This window comes from Cellulomonas sp. H30R-01, from assembly GCF_010119915.1.
Taxonomy (GTDB): Bacteria; Actinomycetota; Actinomycetes; order Actinomycetales; family Cellulomonadaceae; genus Cellulomonas; species Cellulomonas algicola.
The window spans coordinates 1,486,655-1,504,887 of the sequence record NZ_CP048210.1 but is presented as its reverse complement, the minus strand read 5'-3'; the positions used below and the strand labels follow the sequence as shown (position 1 = coordinate 1,504,887).

Below are 18,233 nucleotides of genomic sequence, written 5' to 3'. Positions count from 1 at the left end.
TCCTCGGTGGGGTCACGCACACCCTATGCGGAGCCGGCGCGTCGTCGCAGCACGGATCGCCTGGACGCGCGGGTCAGCCCGCTGCCGGGGGCACCGGAGTCGCGTGCACGGGGTCCGGCACGACGCGGATCGCGCTGACCTCCACGAGGTCCTGCTGCTCGACCGACGCGTTGCCGCCGTTGTTGCGCACCTCGGCGAACGCACCGCCCGGCATCTGCAGCGCCGTCGCGATCGTGTCGGGGTCGCCGATGGCCTTCCAGACGTACGGCGGCGTCAGCGTCGCACCGTCGAGCTGGACCGCTCCCGCCGTCCCGGTGAACGCGCTGCTCGCGGTGATCCGCAGGTCGTTGAGCTGCATCGCCTCGGCGCCCGCGTTGCGCAGCTCCTCGAGCATGTTGAGCATCGTCACCGGCTTGACCTGCGCGCCGCCGTCGCTGACCGTGACGACCACGCCACGGCCCTCCGCCGGCAGACGACCCGCGAGGATGCCCTGCGTCTCGGCGCTGCGGCGCAACGCGTCGAGCGCGGCCTGCCGGGTGTCGGAGCCCGACAGCAGCTCGTCGCGCTCGTCCAGCAGGTCGGCGCGTTCGCGCTCGAGGGAGTCGCCGCGGGTGGTCGCCTCGTCGAGGATGCGGACCAGGTCCGCCTGACGCATGCCCGAGAGGCTGAGGTCGCTGGTCTGCCGGATCTGCACGGCGAGCGCGAACCCGAGCAGCGCGCACAGCACGCCCGCGAGGACCTGCGCACGGTTGACGCGGGGCTGCAGGGCGCGGCCGAGGACCGACCACCCGCTGCGGGGCGCGGCGGCCGTGGCCGCGGGGACCGGTGCCGCCGGGACGGCGCCGGCGGCCGGGGCTGTCGGCACCACGGGCGGGGTCGCGTCCGCAGGGACGTCGGCGGTGCCCGCCTCGTCGACCGGTCCCGGGTCCGGGACGTGCTGGTCGGCGTTCGTCAGGGCGCGGCCGTCGGTGGGCAGGGGCTCCTCGGTGGGCAGGGGCGCGTCGGTCGGCACGTGTGCGTCCGACGCCGGGGTCGACAGGTCCGTGTCCGCGTGGCGCGCGGGGCCGTCGGCGGGCACGTGCGTGTCCCGTCCGCCGGTCGACGGGTGCTCGGCGCCGCGTGCGACGAGGTCGTCGTCCGCGGAGACGTGCCCGTCCCACGCGCCGGTCGACGGTCCCGCGTCCGACCCGTCGGCCCGCGCCCCGTCGTCGCGCGCCCCGTCGTCGCGCGCCCCGGCGGGCAGGTCGGCGTCCGTGGCGTCGGCCGGTGCCGCGAGTACGGACAGGTCGTCCGCGTCCTTGCCGAGCACGTGCGCGAGCGGCGCGTCGAGCGGGCGGACGAGCGCGTCGTCGTCGACGTGGACGGCGTCGAGCGGTACACCGCCGTCGAGGCCGGCGACATCACCCGGTGCGGAGACACCCTGCCGGTCGTCCGGCAGAACGTCCGGCGTGGCCGGCTCGGACGGGTCGGACGGGTCGGACGGGTCCACGTCGGCGGGGGGTGCGTCGACGGCGTCGCGCACCGGTCCGTTCGTCAGGAGCTCGCCGGTCGTCAGGAGCTCGTCGGCCCGGTCGGCCGCCATCACGTCGTGCGCGTCACCTGCCGGACGGTCGTGGACGTCGGCGGGCACCTCGGCCTCGGCCGGCGGGGCGGAGTCCACGAGGTCGTCGTCGCCCGGCGCCGCGGGCTCCTCGGCACGGGCGTCGCGGGGCGGCTCGCCCGCGGTCGGCGAGGCGCCCGCGGTCGGGTCGGCGTCCTGCGGGTCCACGCTCGGCAGGTCGAGGCCGGGAAGGTCGACGCCCCGCGGGTCGGCGGGCGCGTCGTCGGGACGGTCGGGGTGCTGGTCGCTCATGCGCGGGCGTCGCTCATGCCTTGAACAGGTGCCGGCGGATCGAGGCGGCGTTCGAGAAGATCCGGATGCCGAGGACGACGACGACCGCGGTGGACAGCTGCGACCCGACGCCGAGCTGGTCCCCGAGGAACACGATGAGCGCGGCGACGACGACGTTCGAAAGGAACGACGTGAGGAAGACCCGGTCGTCGAAGATGCCGTCGAGCATCGCGCGCAGGCCGCCGAACAGGGCGTCGAGCGCGGCGACGACCGCGATCGGCAGGTACGGCTGCAGCTCGGGGGGGACGGTGGGCTGCAGCACGAGGCCCACGACGACCCCGACGACGAGCCCGATCACTGCGATCACGTACGTTCCCTCCCCGGATGACGTGCCGACCCTGCCACACCCGCCGCCCCGTCCGCACCCTCCGTCGACGCACCCGCGTCCGGCGTCCCGAGGGGCTCGTCGGTCGTGGTCGACGGGGTCGGCGGGGTCAGGCGCGACTCCTCCGGCACGGTCGCGTCGTGCAGCTTCACCTGCCCGGTGCCGGGCAGCTCGAGCGTGGTCTGCGACGACGTGTCGACGCCGATGCCGTAGGTGTTGCGCAGGGTCGCGAGGAGCTGGCCCGCGGAGCTGCGGGCGATCTCGGTCTGCATCGCGACCGGGTCGCCGACGGCCTCGACCACGTAGGGGCTGACGAGGGGCACGAGGTCCACACGGACGACCGGGCCCGAGCTGCGGATCGCGGAGGTCGTGGTGAGCCGCTCGCCGTTGATCGCGACCGCCTCGGCCCCGGACGCCCAGAGACCGTTGACGAGCACCTGGAGGTCGAAGTCCTGCACCCGCGACGACGGGTCCTCCTCGCCGCTCTCCGGGTCGACGGGCGCGTCGGTGAGGACGATCCGCAGTCCGGCGCCCGTGACCGGCACGACGCCGGACGCGATCTGGCTCGCCTCGAGCTCCGCGGCCAGGGCGGGGTCGACGTCGTCGAGCGCGGCCTCCTGGAGCGCGCGCACCTCGTCGCTGAGCGCGGTGATGTCGGCCTCGAGCGCCTCGGCCTCTGCGTCGTGCTGCTCGATCTGGTTCTGCAGCAGGTTCCGGGCGGCGACCACGGACGGCGGCGGGGTCCGCAGCGACACGGCGGCGGTGACCGTCCCGAGGCCCAGCAGGACGCCGAGCACGAGGAGCAGCGCGGCACCGCGGCGGGTGCGCGGCGGGCGGGTGCCGGTGCGCCGGCCCTCCGCGGCGGCGGCGTATCCGGGGTCGAGCGGGCGCCGGTACACCTCGTTGAGGAGCGTCATCGACGCGTCGGGGGCGGGCCGCGGGACCGCGTCGCCGTGCCGCGAGGTCATGCCGTGGCCGTCCCGCCGCGCAGCAGGTCGCGCGCCTGCACGACGTAGAGCCCACCCGCGAACCAGTAGAGGCCGACGCCCCACAGCGCGCAGGCCCACCCGAGCACCGACGCGACGGGCCCGAGCGGCGCCGCCCACTGGCCGAGCAGCAGCAGCGGGAACGCGTACAGCAGGGCGAACGTGCCGGCCTTGCCGGCCATGTGCACCGGCAGCGGGCCCCAGCCGGCCCGGGCGAGACGCAGGAAGACTCCCGCGAGCAGCACGTCGCGTGCGACGAGGACGACGAGCAGCCACCACGGCACGGCGCCGCGCCAGACGAGACCGACGAGCGTGACGAGGATGAAGAGGCGGTCGGCCGCGGGGTCGAGCAGCTGCCCGAGCCGCGACACCTGGTGGAGCCGCCGGGCGAGCACGCCGTCGAGCCAGTCGGACGCGCCCGACACCGCGAGCACGACGACCGCCCAGCCGTCGTGGCCGGTCGCGATGAGCCAGCCGAACACCGGCACCAGCAGCAGGCGGACGAAGCTCACGAGGTTGGGCACCGTCAGCACGCGGGGTGTGACGAGCTCGTTCTGGCTCACTGCCTCCCCCGTCGCTCTCGGTGCTTGCGGCGACGATCCTACGGCGCTCGCCCCCGCCGACCTGCTCCCCCGTCCGCGCCCGCGCGTCGGAGCCGTCCGCCCGGCCGGTCGTCGGGCCCGTGCCCGCCTGTGCTCGCGGGCCCGCGCGCGGGCGACCGGCACGTCGTGCGAGGCTGCGAGCGTGACCCACCACAACGACACCGACGTCATCCGCCGCCTCCTGACGACACCGGGCCGCTGGGCCGTCGTCGGGCTGTCGACGAACACCGCGCGCGCCGCGTACGGCGTCGCCGAGTTCGTCCAGGCGCGCGGGAACGAGATCGTCCCGGTGCACCCCAGCGCGCCGACGGTGCACGGCGCGACCGGGTACGCGACGCTCGCGGACGTCCCGGGCGACGTCGACGTCGTCGACGTGTTCGTCAACAGCGCGCTCGCCGGTGCCGTCGTCGACGAGGCGATCGCGGTCGGCGCACGCGCGGTGTGGCTGCAGCTCGGTGTCGTGGACGAGGACGCGGCGGCCCGTGCCGCCGCGGCGGGCCTCGACGTCGTCATGGACACGTGCCCGATCATCGAGGCACGCCGGCTCGGTCTCTGAGCACGCCGCGGCGCGCCGCGGCCCCGTGCGCGAGGGCCTCGTGTGCGCGAACTCACCTGCGCCAACCCGACCACCGGCCGCGCAGCGCCCGTAGACTGGTCGGCGACTACCGGAGTTCGTCGCGCGTCCCCCGTCGAGCCTGCACCCTGTGCGGGCTCGTGTCGTGAAGTCTGGGCACCGTCCTGGTGCCGTCGGGTGTGCGGGGCAGCAGCGACCCGCCGTCCGCCGTCCCGGCGCACGGTTCAGGGCTCCCCCGCTCCACCGAACGGTTCCCCCATGAGCACCCTCGTGCCCCCTGCCCCCACGACCGACGCCACCGAGACGCCGACCCCCGGGTTCGACGACCTCGGCCTGCCCGCCGCCCTCGAGCGCGCGGTGGCCGACCTCGGCTTCGTCACCCCCTCCGCGATCCAGGCCCAGGCCATCCCCGCACTGCTCGCGGGCCGCGACATCGTCGGTGTCGCGCAGACCGGCACCGGCAAGACCGCCGCGTTCGGCCTGCCGCTCCTCGCCTCGGTCGACGCCGGGACCGCCGGCGTCCAGGCGGTCGTCCTCACCCCCACGCGCGAGCTCGCGATGCAGGTCGCCGACGCGATCTCCTCCTTCGCGACGCACCTGCCCGGGCTCGGCGTCGTCGCCGTCTACGGCGGGTCCCCGTTCCTGCCGCAGCAGCGTGCGCTCGCCCGCGGCGCGCAGGTCGTCGTCGGCACCCCCGGCCGGGTCCTCGACCACCTCGACCGCCGCACGCTCGTCATGGACCAGGTCCGGTACCTCGTGCTCGACGAGGCCGACGAGATGCTCCGCATGGGCTTCGCCGAGGACGTCGACCGCGTCCTGTCCTCGACGCCCGACCGTCGCCAGGTCGCCCTGTTCTCCGCGACCATGCCCGCACCGATCCGCCGGGTCGCCGAGCAGCACCTCCACGAGCCCGTCGAGATCACCGTGGCGCGGCAGTCGTCGACCGTCACGACGGTCCGCCAGACCTACGCGGTCGTGCCCCACCGCCACAAGGTCGGCGCGCTCGGCCGCGTCCTGTCCGTGACCGAGGCCGACGCGACCATCGTGTTCGTCCGCACGCGCGGTGCGGCCGAGGAGGTCGGCAGCGCGCTCGTCGAGCGCGGCATCTCCGCCGCGCACATCTCCGGCGACGTCGCGCAGAGCGACCGCGAGAAGATCGTCGACCGCCTGCGCACCGGCGCCCTGGACGTGCTCGTCGCGACCGACGTCGCCGCCCGCGGCCTCGACGTCGAGCGCATCGGCCTCGTCGTGAACTTCGACGTGCCGCGCGAGGCCGAGACGTACGTGCACCGCATCGGCCGCACGGGCCGCGCCGGCCGCGAGGGCGAGGCGCTGTCCTTCGTCACCCCGTCGGAGCAGTCGCGCCTGCGCAGCATCGAGCGCACCACGCGCGTCCAGATGGAGCAGGTCCAGATCCCCTCGCCCGCCGAGGTGAGCGGGCACCGGGTCACGCGCCTGCTCGACCGCGCACCCGAGCGCGCCGCGCTCGGCCGGCTCGAGGTGTACCGCGACGCCATCGCCGCGCACCTGGCCGCCCACCCGGGCACCGACCCCGTCGACCTGCTCGCGTCCGTCGCGGCGCTCGCGGTCGGCGACGAGGGTCCCGCCGCGCGCACGGGCGACGACCTGGACGACGCGCTCGAGCGCGCGCGCCTCACCCCGGGCAGGACCGAGCGCACGGTGAGCCACGACGACCGTCCGCCGCGCGAGCGTCGCCGCAGCGACACGCACATCGCGGGCGGTCCGCCGCGCTGGCGCGTCGCCGTCGGCCACCGCGACGGCCTCCAGCCGGGTGCCCTGGTGGGTGCGCTCACCGGTGAGGGCGGGCTGACCGGCAAGGACGTCGGCAAGATCGACATCTTCGGCAGCTTCGCGCTCGTCGACATCCCCGGTGGGCTCACCGCCGACGCGGTCGACCGCCTCGCCCGGGCACGCGTCGCGGGTCGCCCGCTGCGCATCCGCATGGACACCGGCCCGCGTCCGGGGCACGGTGCCTCGCGCCCGTCCCACGGCCCGCAGCGCGGCCGCTCCTGACACCTCCGTGCCCGCCCTCCGCGGCGGGCACGCACCACGACGCCCCGCGGCCGACCTGGCCGCGGGGCGTCGTCGTCTCGTCGTCGGCCTCGCTCAGCGCAGGACGGACCCCGGGCGCGCCTCGTGCCGCCACGTCGTCGTCGACCCGCCGCGCAGCAGCGCGATGTCGACCTCGCGGAGCACCTCGGAGACGTCGCGGAACCCGCGGATGCTCCCGAGCGCGCCGACGCGGATGCGCGCGCCGAGCTCGTGGCGCAGCTGGTCGAGCAGCTGACCCACCCGCCCCGGCACGCCGCCGGGACCGACGTCGTCGAGCAGGACGGCGAAGTCGTCCTCGGCGATGCGCGCCGGGGTGTCGCCCTCGCGCAGCGGCCGGCGCAGCCGGCGCACCAGCTCGCGGTGCAGGTCGAGCTGGACGTCGCCCTCCTCGTGGCGTCCCTGCGTCGGGATCGCGTGGTCGTCCGCGACGCGCACCAGCACGACGGCGCAGTCGTACGACGGCGAGCGGCGCGTGCGCAGCAGCGCCGAGGCGAGCCGGTCGAGGAACAGCAGACGGTTCACCAGACCTGTCTCGGGGTCGTGCAGGGCGTCCCGCTGGAGCGCGAGCTCGGCCTCCTTGCGCTCGGTGACGTCGACGAGCGCGCCGACGAGCCGGGCCGGGCAGCCCGCGTCGTCGAGCACCGTCACCGCGCGGCACAGCATCCAGCGGTAGTCGCCCGACGACGTCCGCACGCGGTGCTCGAGCTCGAGCGGTGTGCCCGCACCCGCGAGCTGCGACGCGATGGCCGCCGACAGGTCGTCGCGGTCGGCGGGGTGCACGCGCTCGAGCCACTCCGCGGGCGAGTCGCCGATGACCTCGTCGTCGTAGCCGAGCGTCTGCTTCCAGCGCGGCGAGTAGTACACGGTCCCCGCCGACACGTCCCAGTCCCACGTGCCGTCGTGCGCCGCCATCGACGCGAGCGCGTACCGCTCCTCGCTCGCGCGCACGGTGTCCGCGAGGGAGCGTTCCCGCGCAGCGGCCTGCTCGAGCGCCCGGCGCTGCTCGCGCAGCGAGGTGAGCAGGCGCTCCTGGTCCAGCGCGACCGCGAGCAGCGCCGCCCAGTGGTTGAACCGGTCGCGCGCGCTCGTGGCCCGCGTCTCGGCGGTGCCGTCGATCGCGAGGAGGCCCCAGTCGCTGCCCCCGAACGTCACCGGGACCACGAACGTCAGCTCGTTGCTGCCGACCGTCCCCGCGCGTGTCAGCGCGGCCGGCGGGAACTGGCTCGCCGTCGTGCGCATGCCGACCAGGCGCGACAGCGTGCCCGACGTGTCGTGCACGCCGACGATCTCCATCTCCCGGTCCCCGGGACCCCGGTCCGCACCGAGCCACAGGCCGAGGCACGCGTGGCCGCGCACACCCCGCGGCAGCCACCCGAGCGCCCGCGGGCTCGCGCCGTCGCCCCGCAGCAGGTCCATGTCGACCTCGTACTGGTCGACGATCGTCCGCTCGAGCTGGCCGCTGCGCGCGAGCATCGCCCGCGTGCAGCCCTTGGTCAGCGCCAGCAGGACCTCGGTCACCGCGCGCCGCACGGCGGTCTCGTGCTCGGGCCGCGGCAGCGCCGCGAGCGTCGCGCCCTCGATCCCGCGCAGGCACGTCACGAGCTGCTCGAGGGCCTCGGGGTGCGGCTGCATCGCGGCCGTGAGGTCGGCGAGCCGCGCGAGCGTCGCCGGCGCCGGCACGGCACCGCGCTCGGTCGCGGCCTCGAGCGGCTCGACGACGGCGTGCCACCACGTGTCGCGCGGCGCGCTGCCTGCTCGTCGGCCCGCGCCGGCACCGACCGGCCCCACGAACGCGGTCTCGGCGAGCGCCCGGAGCACCTGGTGACCGCCCGCGACGCCCGTGGGCTGGTCGGCTGCCGACGCCGGTCCCACCTCGGTGCAGCCGCACGACTCGCGCAGCACCAGCGTCGACGGCGTCCGGTACTCGCCGCCCACGATCTCCTCGCCCCGCATGCGGGCGAGCAGCAGCGAGACGGCCGTCTCGCCCACGCGGTCGTAGTGCGCGTCGACCGTCGACAGGCGCGGGGTCACCCGTGCACCCGAGTCCGCGTGGTCGAACCCGATGACCGCCTGGTCCCGCGGCAGCACCAGACCGGCCGCGCGCAGCGCGCGCTGGAAGCCGATCGCGTTGCGGTCGGTCGCCGCCACGACGGCGGTCGTCTGCCGCCCGAGCGCCAGCATGCGCGCCGCCGCGTCCGCGCCGCCCTGCTCGTGGTTGTCCGTCGCGTCGTACCACCACGCCTCGGCGGGCTCGATCCCGTGGTCCGCGAGGGTCGCGCGGTAGGCCGCGAACCGCTCGCGCATGTCGCGCTGCGTGAGGCAGCCGACGAACCCGATCCGCGTGTGCCCGTGCCCGACGAGGTGGTCGACCGCGGCCCGGACGCCCGCGGTGTTGTCCGGCACGACGACCGGGTCGTCCTGCGACGTCGGCTCCTCCGACACCAGGACCAGCGGCACGCCCCACTGCTGCACCGCCGCCAGGCGGTCCGCGCGCAGCGCCTTGCCGACGACCACCAGGCCGTCGACCGCACCGAGCCCCACGGGGGCGTCGAGGATGGACTCGTCGGGGTAGCGCTCCCGGTCGAGGCCCGCGGGGTAGGTCTGGACGGCGACGACACGATGGCCCGCGGCACGGGCGGCGCGGGCCACCCCGGCGATGAGCGCACCGAAGTAGAAACCGCCCACCACCGGCGACAGCACACCGATGGTGCGCCGCGCCGTCGGCGACACCGGACCGCGCCGGACAGTCCCCATGGTTGCTCCTCGCCTACGTCGTCGGAGTCGAGATGGTGCAATTGTGCCGCATCGGGCGACACACTAGGTGATCGTGGTCACACCTGCATATGACTCGTCCACCGATGGAAGCACACCGACCCCCTCCGGACCGGGACCGCTTCCACCGTCCACCCCGGCGCCGAGGCGTCCGACGATCACCGACGTCGCCCGCGCGGCCGGCGTCTCGATCGCGGTCGTCTCGTACGCCCTGAACGGCCGTCCCGGCGTCTCGGCCGCGACGCGCGAGCGCGTGCTCCGCGTCGCCGACGAGTTCAACTGGCGACCCAGCGCGGCGGCCCGCTCGATGCGTACCGGTCCACGCGCGGTCGGTCTCGTCGTCGACCGCGCCGGTGCGGGTCCCGCGGCGCAGGCGACCGGCGTGCTCGAGTTCGTCACCGCCATCCAGGAGGTGCTCGCGACGCGCAACCTCGCGCTCGTGCTGCAGATCGTCGACGGCCCCGAGGCCGCCGTCGCGCTGTACGGCGAGTGGTGGGCCGAGCGGCGGTTCGACGTGATGGTCGTCACGGACGTCCTCGTCGAGGACCCGCGCATCGACGCGCTGCGCCGGCTGCGCGCGCCCGCGGTCGTCGTCGGCGGCTCGCCCGAGGACCACGACCTCGCGAGCGTCCGCGTCGACGAGGGGGACGCCTACGCGCGCGTCGCCCGGTACCTCCTCGAGCTGGGCCACCGGAACGTCGCCGCGGTCACCGCGCCCGACGGGCTCGCCCGGACGCGGTCGCGCGTCGGCGCGCTGGCGCGGGTCCTGGACCCGGCGGGCGGGCACCTGCAGCACGAGGCCACCGCGGGGACCGCCGAGGAGGCGGCGGTCGCGACGCGGCGCCTGCTGACGGCGGGGCGCCCGCCGACCGCGATCGTGTTCGACTCCGACCAGATGGCCATCGCGGCGCTCGACGTGGCGCGGCGCACGGGTCTCGCGGTGCCGTGGGACCTCTCGGTCGTCGCGGGCTCGGACTCGGCGCTGTGCCGGCTCGCGACCCCGTCGGTCACGACGCTGCCGTCCGCGGAGCGCGACCTGGGTCTCGCCACCGGCGAGGCGGTGCTCGCGGTGCTCGACGGCGACACCCGGGTGCGGCGCGAGCTCCAGATCGGCGGGCTCGCGGTGCGCGGCAGCACGGGTCCGCGGAGCCGCTGACCAGCGCCTTCGCCATCCCGGCTGGCTGTCCATCGGGTAACGAATGGGTAACGCGCGATGCTTAAACGATTTGCCCCATGCCGTCCCGATCGTGCTGCGTGTTGAGGTAGCCGCCAGTCGCCGTGGACTCCCCCCGGGCGACTCGCGCCCGACCGGGACGGTCCGTTCGGGTGTGCCGATCGACACCCGGAGGACCACGTGTCCACACACGGCAAGCGAGCGACGGTGAGGCGGCGGCTACGTGCCGCGGCGACCGTCGCCACGGCGACGGCACTCGCCGCCGTCCCTCTCACGACCCTGGCGACGAGCGCGAGCGCGGCGCCGACCCATGTCGACAACCCCTACTCGGGCGCGGTGCAGTACGTGAACCCCACGTGGTCCGCGTCCGTGACCGCCGCTGCCGGCCGCCAGAGCGCCGACCCGACGCTCGCCGCGAAGATGCGGACCGTCGCCGGCCAGCCCACGGCCGTGTGGATGGACCGCATCTCCGCGATCACCGGCAACGCCGACGGCAACGGCCTGAAGTTCCACCTGGACAACGCCGTCGCGCAGCAGAAGGCCGCGGGGAAGCCGCTCGTCTTCAACCTCGTCATCTACGACCTGCCCGGCCGCGACTGCTTCGCGCTCGCGTCCAACGGCGAGCTCCCGGCCACGGACGCAGGTCTCGCGCGGTACAAGACCGAGTACATCGACCCGATCGCGGACCTCCTCGACAACCCGGAGTACGAGAACATCCGGATCGCCGCGACCATCGAGCCCGATTCGCTGCCGAACCTGGTGACGAACATCTCGGAGCAGGCCTGCCAGCAGGCGGCGCCGTACTACCGCCAGGGCGTCAAGTACGCGCTCGACAAGCTGCACGCGATCCCGAACGTCTACAACTACATCGACATCGGCCACTCCGGCTGGCTCGGCTGGGACAGCAACGCAGGCCCGTCCGCGACGCTGTTCGCCGAGGTCGCCAAGACGACGACCGCGGGCTTCGCGTCGATCGACGGCTTCGTGTCCGACGTCGCCAACACGACGCCGCTCGAGGAGCCGCTGCTCACCGACTCGTCGCTCACGATCAACAACAACCCGATCCGGTCGTCGAAGTTCTACGAGTGGAACTTCGACTTCGACGAGGTCGACTACACCGCGCACATGCACAAGCTCCTGGTCGCGGCGGGCTTCCCGTCCACGATCGGCATGCTGATCGACACCTCGCGCAACGGCTGGGGCGGCCCGAACCGTCCGACGGCGATCACGGCCAGCACGGACGTGAACACCTACGTCGACGCGAACCGCGTGGACCGTCGTGCGCACCGCGGCGCGTGGTGCAACCCGCTCGGTGCGGGCATCGGCCGGTTCCCCGAGGCCACCCCGTCCGGCTACGCCGCGTCGCACCTCGACGCGTTCGTCTGGATCAAGCCCCCGGGTGAGTCCGACGGTGCGTCGTCGGAGATCCCGAACGACCAGGGCAAGCGGTTCGACCGCATGTGCGACCCGACGTTCGTCTCGCCCAAGCTGAACAACCAGCTCACCGGTGCCACCCCGAACGCGCCGCTCGCCGGCCAGTGGTTCGAGGAGCAGTTCGTCACGCTCGTGAAGAACGCGTACCCGGTCATCGGCCAGACGGACCCGGGCAACGACACGCAGGCGCCGACGGTCCCGACGGGCCTCACCGCCGGCACGACGACGTCGACCTCGGTGCCGCTGTCGTGGACCGCGTCGACCGACAACGTCGGCGTCACCGGCTACGACGTGTACCGCGGCACGACGCTCGTGGGCACCTCGACCACGACGAGCTACACGGTCACGGGCCTCACGCCCGCCACGGCGTACTCGTTCACGGTCCGTGCCAAGGACGCGGCGGGCAACGTCTCGTCCGCCTCGACCGCCGTCTCCGCCACGACGCAGTCCGGCACCGTCACCGACACGCAGGCGCCCTCGGTGCCCGCGGGTCTGACCGCCGGCACGACGACCACCACGTCGGTCCCGCTGTCGTGGACCGCCTCGACCGACAACGTCGGCGTCGCGGGCTACGAGATCCTGCGCGGCTCGACCGTGGTCGGCACGTCCACGACGACGAGCTTCACGGTCACCGGTCTCACCGCCGGCACGACGTACTCGTTCTCGGTGCGGGCCAAGGACGCCGCGGGCAACACGTCCGCCGCCTCCACCGCCGTCTCGGCGACGACCAAGACGGACACCGTGGTCGACACGCAGGCGCCGACGGCGCCGACGGGTCTCGCCGCGGGCACCGCGACCAGCACGACGATCCCGCTGTCGTGGAGCGCGTCGACCGACAACGTCGGCGTCACGGGCTACGACGTGTACAGCGGCTCGACGCTCCTCGGCTCGACCACCACGACGAGCTACACGGCGACCGGTCTCACCGCCGGCACCACGTACTCGTTCACGGTCAAGGCGAAGGACGCCGCGGGCAACGTCTCGACGTCGTCGTCGGCCCTGTCGGCCTCGACGCTGCCGAGCAACCCGACCGGTGGCTGCACCGTGAAGTACACGGCCAGCTCGTGGAACAACGGCTTCACCGCCTCGGTCCGCGTGACGAACAACAGCACCAGCGCGCTCAACGGCTGGTCGCTCGGCTTCTCGTTCGCCAACGGCCAGAAGGTGACGCAGGGCTGGAGCGCCGACTGGTCGCAGTCGGGCTCGGCCGTGACGGCCAAGAACGCGGCGTGGAACACCACGCTCGGCGCGAACTCGTCGGTCGAGATCGGCTTCAACGGCTCGCACTCGGGCACGAACAACGCACCGACGGCCTTCACGCTCAACGGCGTGGCCTGCACCGTCGCGTGACCTGACGTGCTCGCCGCACTGACCGCATGACGGGCGGGGGTCCTCCGGAAAGTCCCGGAGGACCCCCGCTCCGCGTGCCCACCCGGCCGCACCACCGCCGGCGCCCGACCGGGCCCTCCGGTCGGGACGGCCACGACCCGAGGAGAACCACGTGCACTCCCCCATCCGTACCCGCGTGTGCGCGGCGGTCACGGGCCTGCTGGCCGCGACCGCTCTGACCGCGCCTCTCGCCCTGGTCGCCGCGCCCGCGCAGGCCGCCGCCGGCGACGACTGGCTCCACGTCCAGGGCAACACGATCGTCGACGCGTCCGGGAAGGAGGTCGTGCTCTCCGGCGTCAACTGGTTCGGCTTCAACGCGAGCGAGCGCGTCTTCCACGGCCTGTGGTCCGGCAACATCACCGAGATCACGAAGCAGATGGCCGACCGCGGCATCAACACGGTCCGCGTGCCGATCTCGACGCAGCTGCTGCTCGAGTGGAAGGCGGGCACGTTCCTCAAGCCGAACGTGAACACCTACGCCAACCCCGAGCTCGAGGGCAAGAACAGCCTGCAGATCTTCGAGTACTTCCTGACGCTCTGCCAGAGGTACGGCATCAAGGTCTTCCTCGACGTGCACTCCGCCGAGGCCGACAACTCCGGGCACGTCTACAACATGTGGTGGAAGGGCTCGATCACCACCGAGGACGTCTACGCCGGGTGGGAGTGGGCGGCGGCGCGCTGGAAGAACGACGACACGATCGTCGGCGCCGACATCAAGAACGAGCCGCACGGCACGCAGGGGTCGACCGAGCGGGCGAAGTGGGACGGCACGACCGACAAGGACAACTTCAAGCACTTCGCCGAGACGGCGTCGAAGAAGATCCTCGCGATCAACCCGAACTGGCTCGTGTTCGTCGAGGGCGTCGAGATCTACCCGAAGGAGGGCGTCTCGTGGACCTCGACCGGGCTCACCGACTACTACGGCACGTGGTGGGGCGGGAACCTGCGGGGCGTGCGTGACTTCCCGATCGACCTGGGGGCGAACCAGGACCAGCTCGTGTACTCGCCGCACGACTACGGACCCCTCGTCTTCGACCAGAAGTGGTTCCAGAAGGACTTCGACAAGGCGTCGCTGACCGCGGACGTGTGGGGCCCGAACTGGCTGTTCATCCACGACGAGGACATCGCGCCGCTGCTCATCGGCGAGTGGGGTGGCCGGCTCGGCCAGGACCCGCGGCAGGACAAGTGGATGGCCGCGCTGCGCGACCTCATCGCCGAGCGGAAGCTCAGCCAGACGTTCTGGGTGCTCAACCCGAACTCGGGTGACACGGGCGGGCTGCTGCTCGACGACTGGAAGACGTGGGACGAGGTCAAGTACTCGACCATGCTCAAGCCGACGCTGTTCCAGCACGGCGGCAAGTTCGTCGGCCTCGACCACGAGGTGCCGCTCGGCGGCGTGGGCTCGACCACCGGCATCTCGATCTCCCAGGTGGGCGGCGGCACGTCGGACACGACCGCGCCGAGCGTCCCCGGTGGCCTGAAGGCGGGCACGCCGACGGCGTCGTCGGTCCCGTTGTCGTGGACGGCCTCGACGGACACCGGCGGGTCCGGCGTCGCGGGCTACGAGGTGTACCGCGGCTCGACGCTCGTCGGGACCACGACCTCGACGTCGTACTCCGTGACCGGGCTGACGGCCGACACCGCGTACTCGTTCTCGGTGCGGGCCAAGGACGGCGCGGGCAACGTGTCGGCGGCGTCCACCGCGGTGTCGGTGCGCACCGCGGCCGGCACGGGCGACACGACCGCCCCGAGCGTGCCGGCGGGCCTCACGGCGGGCACGGTCACGAAGACGTCGGTCCCGCTGACGTGGACCGCGTCGACGGACACCGGCGGCTCGGGCCTCGCGGGCTACGACGTCTACCGCGGCACGACGCTCGTCGGATCGACGACCACGCCGTCGTACACCGTGACGGGGCTGACGGCGGGCACGTCGTACTCCTTCACCGTCCGGGCGAAGGACGCTGCGGGCAACGTGTCCGCCGCGTCGGCGGCGCTCACGGCGTCGACCGCTCCGGACGTCGCGACGGGTTCGTGCTCCGTGGCGTACACGGCCAACGGCTGGTCCAGCGGGTTCACGGCTGCGGTCAAGGTCACGAACACCGGGACGACCGCGCTCAACGGCTGGACGCTGGCCTTCGACCTCCCCACGGGCCAGACCCTGACGCAGGGCTGGAGCGCGACGTGGGCGCAGTCCGGTGCCAAGGTCACGGCGACGAACGCGGACTGGAACCGGGTCCTCGCGCCCGGCGCGAGCGTCGAGATCGGGTTCAGCGGGACGCACACCGGCACGAACACCGCGCCGACCGCGTTCACGGTCAACGGGGCGAGCTGCACCCGCTGACCTGTCCGGTGGGTGCGTCGGACGTGGAGGCCGGCGCACGCACCCTCGGCGCCGGTGGCACGGGCTCAGCCCTGTGCCACCGGCGCCGTCGCGTCAGGCCTGCGCGTCGAGCAGCCGGCGCAGCTCGGCGAGGAACGCGTCCACGTCGGCCTCGGTCGTGTCGAACGCGCACATGAGCCGCACCTCGCCGCTCTCCGGGTGCCAGTCGTAGAACTTCCACCTGCGCCGCAGCTCGACGGACACCGCGCGCGGGAGCGTCACGAAGACGCCGTTCGCCTGGGTCGGCAGCGTCACGTGCACGCGGTTGCCGAGCGCGTCGAGCCCGGCGCGCAGCCGTGCGGCCATCGCGTTGGCATGCTGCGCCGACCGCAGCCAGAGGTCGCCCTCGAACAGCGCGACGAGCTGCGCGGAGACGAACCGCATCTTCGACGCGAGCTGCATGTTCATCTTGCGCAGGTAGGCGAGTCCCGGCGCGGCCGCCTCGTCGAGGACGACCACCGCCTCGCCGAACAGCAGCCCGTTCTTGGTACCGCCGAGCGACACGACGTCCACGCCGGCGTCCGTGGTGAAGGCGCGCAGCGGCAGGTCGAGCGCCGCGGCGGCGTTGGCGATCCGCGCCCCGTCGACGTGCAGCCGCAGGCCCAGGTCGTGCGCCTGGTCGGCCAGCGCGCGGATCTCGCCGGGCGTGTAGAGCGTGCCGAGCTCGGTGCTCTGCGTGATCGAGACGACGCCGGGCTGTGCGCGGTGCTCGTCGCCGAAGCCCCACGCCTGGCGGGCGACCAGCTCGGGCGTGAGCTTGCCGTCGGGTGTCGGGACCGTCAGCAGCTTGAGCCCGCCGACGCGCTCGGGTGCCCCGTTCTCGTCGGTCTGGATGTGCGCGGTCTCGGCGCACACGACCGCGCCCCAGCGCGGCAGCAGCGCCTGGAGCGACAGCACGTTCGCGCCCGTCCCGTTGAACACGGGGTACGCCGTCGCGCCCTCGCCGAAGTGCGCCGCCACGACCTCCTGGAGCCGCGCGGTGTACGCGTCCGCGCCGTACGCCGTCTGGTGGCCGCCGTTCGCGTCGACCAGCGCGGCGAGGACCTCGGGGTGCGCGCCCGCGTAGTTGTCGGAGGCGAAGTCGCGGTGGTCGGCGTCGTGGAGTCGTGTCACTCCCCCAGTCTCCCCCGGCCCGACGGGTGCCCGGGACACCTGTCGGGCGGCTCGAGGGCGCCTGCGGCATGATCCCTGCGACACGACCGAAGGAGGCACCGTGCCCGCGCAGGACCAGCTGCACGACGAGGACCGCAACGAGACGTTCACGGAGCGGATGGACCGGAACTGGAACGAGCTCCTGCAGGAGCTGCGCGTGACCCAGACCGGCACGCAGGTCCTCACCGGGTTCCTGTTCACGATCCCGTTCCAGCAGCGGTTCGGGGACCTCGACGCGTACCAGAAGGACCTCTACCTGGTGCTGGTCGTGCTCGCGGTCCTCGCGACGGCGCTCCTCGTGGCACCCGTGAGCCTGCACCGGGTGCTGTTCCGGAAGCGGCTCAAGCCGGAGCTGGTCGCGGCCGCCAACATCTTCGCGCGGCTCGGTCTGGTCGTCCTCGCCCTCGTGCTCGCGGGAGCGGCCATGCTGCTGTTCGACGTCGTCCTCGGGCGTCAGGCGGGGTGGCTGGTGGGCGGCGTGTCGCTCGCGGTGCTCGCGGCGGCGTGGTGGCTCGTGCCGCACCTCATGCGCCGCGCGGCGGGCTGAGCGCCCGCGCGAGGTCAGGACGCGGCGGCCGCCCGGCACGTCGCGCACGTCCCGACGAGCTCGATCGTGTGGTCGACGTCGGCGAACCCGTGCGCGGTGGCGACCTGCGCGGCCCACGCCTCGGCCTGCACCGCGTCGATCTCCACCGTCCGGCCGCACGAGCGGCAGACCAGGTGGTGGTGGTGCGAGCGCTGCGCGCACCGGCGGTACACGGACTCACCGTCCTCGGTGCGCAGGACGTCGACCTCGCCGGTCTCCGAGAGGCTCTGCACCGCCCGGTAGACCGTCGCGAGCCCGACCGACGAGCCGCGCGAGCGCAGCAGCTCGTGCAGCTGCTGGGCGCTGCGGAACTCGTCCAGACCCGCGAGCAGGTCGAGGATCTCGGCACGCTGCCGCGTCTGCCGTACCACCGCCATCACGTGCCGCTCCTTCATGAGACTCGTTCGCATCATAGTGGACGCGCACGAGACAGGGCCGGGCCCGACCTCGACGGTCGGACCCGGCCCTGAGTCGGGTGTCAGCCCTGGACGGCGCGCTTGAGGGCGCTGCCCGCCGTGAGCTTCACGCGGTAGCCCGCGGGGATCTCGAGCTTCTCGCCCGTCTGCGGGTTGATGCCCGTGCGGGCCGAGCGCTCGGCGCGCGCGACGGCGAGGAAGCCGGGGATCGTCACGGACTCCCCTGCGGCGAGCTGCTCCACGAGGACCTCCTGGAAGGCCTTGAGGACCTTGTCGGCCTCGGCGTTGGCGGTGCCCGCCTTCGCGGCCACGGCCTGGACGAGCTCGGTGCGGTTGACGCTCACGAGATGTGTGCTCCTTGTTGACTCGGTTCCTGCGGACCCTGGACGGGCCTGGACCCGTCGGGCGCGCGGCGACACCGCGTGACCGGGGGCTGCGCAGACCCTAACGCGTCCACCCGTGCGCTTCCGCACGTCCGA

General features: G+C 73.8%; 14 protein-coding genes. 6 read left to right on the top strand and 8 right to left on the bottom strand.

The window, feature by feature from the left end; genetic code table 11:
- Positions 1-73: 73 nt before the first annotated feature.
- Genes GXP71_RS06575 through GXP71_RS06560 form a run of 4 tightly spaced genes read right to left on the bottom strand, consistent with a single transcriptional unit; the run spans position 74 to position 3,765 of the window.
- The gene (locus tag GXP71_RS06575) at positions 74-1,852 is read right to left on the bottom strand and encodes a DUF881 domain-containing protein (protein WP_162352004.1); all 1,779 of its coding nucleotides are present in this window, start codon (positions 1,850-1,852) and stop codon (positions 74-76) included.
- A gap of 13 nt (positions 1,853-1,865) precedes the next feature.
- Positions 1,866-2,198 carry a small basic family protein gene (locus GXP71_RS06570; RefSeq protein ID WP_124343430.1) on the bottom strand — a complete coding sequence of 111 codons (333 nt, stop codon included), beginning with the start codon at positions 2,196-2,198 and terminating at the stop codon, positions 1,866-1,868.
- Positions 2,195-3,184: a DUF881 domain-containing protein gene (locus tag GXP71_RS06565; protein ID WP_162352003.1), complete on the bottom strand. Its 990-nt coding sequence runs from the start codon at positions 3,182-3,184 to the stop codon at positions 2,195-2,197. The genes GXP71_RS06570 and GXP71_RS06565 overlap by 4 nt, the downstream gene beginning before the upstream one ends.
- Positions 3,181-3,765, bottom strand: coding sequence for a CDP-alcohol phosphatidyltransferase family protein (locus GXP71_RS06560; protein WP_162352002.1), 585 nt, complete (start codon positions 3,763-3,765; stop codon positions 3,181-3,183). The genes GXP71_RS06565 and GXP71_RS06560 overlap by 4 nt, the downstream gene beginning before the upstream one ends.
- 181 nt (positions 3,766-3,946) lie before the next feature.
- On the opposite strand from GXP71_RS06560, the gene GXP71_RS06555 reads away from it, so the two are divergent.
- Positions 3,947-4,360, top strand: coding sequence for a CoA-binding protein (locus tag GXP71_RS06555; RefSeq protein ID WP_162352001.1), 414 nt, complete (start codon positions 3,947-3,949; stop codon positions 4,358-4,360).
- Between the two features lie 276 nt (positions 4,361-4,636).
- A complete protein-coding gene (locus GXP71_RS06550) occupies positions 4,637-6,412 on the top strand; it encodes a DEAD/DEAH box helicase (RefSeq protein WP_162352000.1) in 1,776 nt (591 codons plus the stop codon).
- A 93-nt stretch (positions 6,413-6,505) separates the two neighbouring features.
- Here the strand turns inward: GXP71_RS06550 and GXP71_RS06545 are convergent, their stop codons facing one another.
- Positions 6,506-9,205, bottom strand: a complete 2,700-nt coding sequence (locus GXP71_RS06545; RefSeq protein ID WP_162351999.1) for a substrate-binding domain-containing protein — start codon at positions 9,203-9,205, stop codon at positions 6,506-6,508.
- Between the two features lie 67 nt (positions 9,206-9,272).
- Between GXP71_RS06545 and GXP71_RS06540 the strand changes: the two genes are divergently transcribed.
- The 3 genes from GXP71_RS06540 to GXP71_RS06530 all read left to right on the top strand — a co-directional run bounded on the left by GXP71_RS06540 (position 9,273) and on the right by GXP71_RS06530 (position 15,561).
- A complete protein-coding gene (locus tag GXP71_RS06540) occupies positions 9,273-10,379 on the top strand; it encodes a LacI family DNA-binding transcriptional regulator (protein WP_370520992.1) in 1,107 nt (368 codons plus the stop codon).
- 198 nt (positions 10,380-10,577) lie between these two features.
- Positions 10,578-13,181, top strand: a complete 2,604-nt coding sequence (locus GXP71_RS06535) for a glycoside hydrolase family 6 protein (RefSeq protein WP_162351998.1) — start codon at positions 10,578-10,580, stop codon at positions 13,179-13,181.
- Between the two features lie 151 nt (positions 13,182-13,332).
- Complete coding sequence (locus GXP71_RS06530; RefSeq protein WP_202924337.1) at positions 13,333-15,561, top strand: cellulase family glycosylhydrolase; 2,229 nt, start codon at positions 13,333-13,335, stop codon at positions 15,559-15,561.
- Positions 15,562-15,654: 93 nt separating this feature from the next.
- Here GXP71_RS06530 and GXP71_RS06525 read toward each other — a convergent pair whose 3' ends face one another.
- Complete coding sequence (locus GXP71_RS06525; RefSeq protein WP_162351997.1) at positions 15,655-16,713, bottom strand: low specificity L-threonine aldolase; 1,059 nt, start codon at positions 16,711-16,713, stop codon at positions 15,655-15,657.
- A gap of 157 nt (positions 16,714-16,870) precedes the next feature.
- On the opposite strand from GXP71_RS06525, the gene GXP71_RS06520 reads away from it, so the two are divergent.
- Positions 16,871-17,299, top strand: a complete 429-nt coding sequence (locus GXP71_RS06520) for a DUF6328 family protein (protein ID WP_370521012.1) — start codon at positions 16,871-16,873, stop codon at positions 17,297-17,299.
- A 14-nt stretch (positions 17,300-17,313) separates the two neighbouring features.
- On the opposite strand, the gene GXP71_RS06515 is transcribed toward GXP71_RS06520, so the two are convergent.
- Together GXP71_RS06515 and GXP71_RS06510 are read right to left on the bottom strand one after the other, a co-directional pair.
- Positions 17,314-17,733: a Fur family transcriptional regulator gene (locus GXP71_RS06515; protein WP_304515702.1), complete on the bottom strand. Its 420-nt coding sequence runs from the start codon at positions 17,731-17,733 to the stop codon at positions 17,314-17,316.
- An 83-nt stretch (positions 17,734-17,816) separates the two neighbouring features.
- Entirely contained in the window at positions 17,817-18,098 is a 282-nt protein-coding gene (locus GXP71_RS06510) for an HU family DNA-binding protein (RefSeq protein WP_124341208.1), read from the bottom strand.
- Between the last annotated feature and the right edge of the window lie 135 nt (positions 18,099-18,233).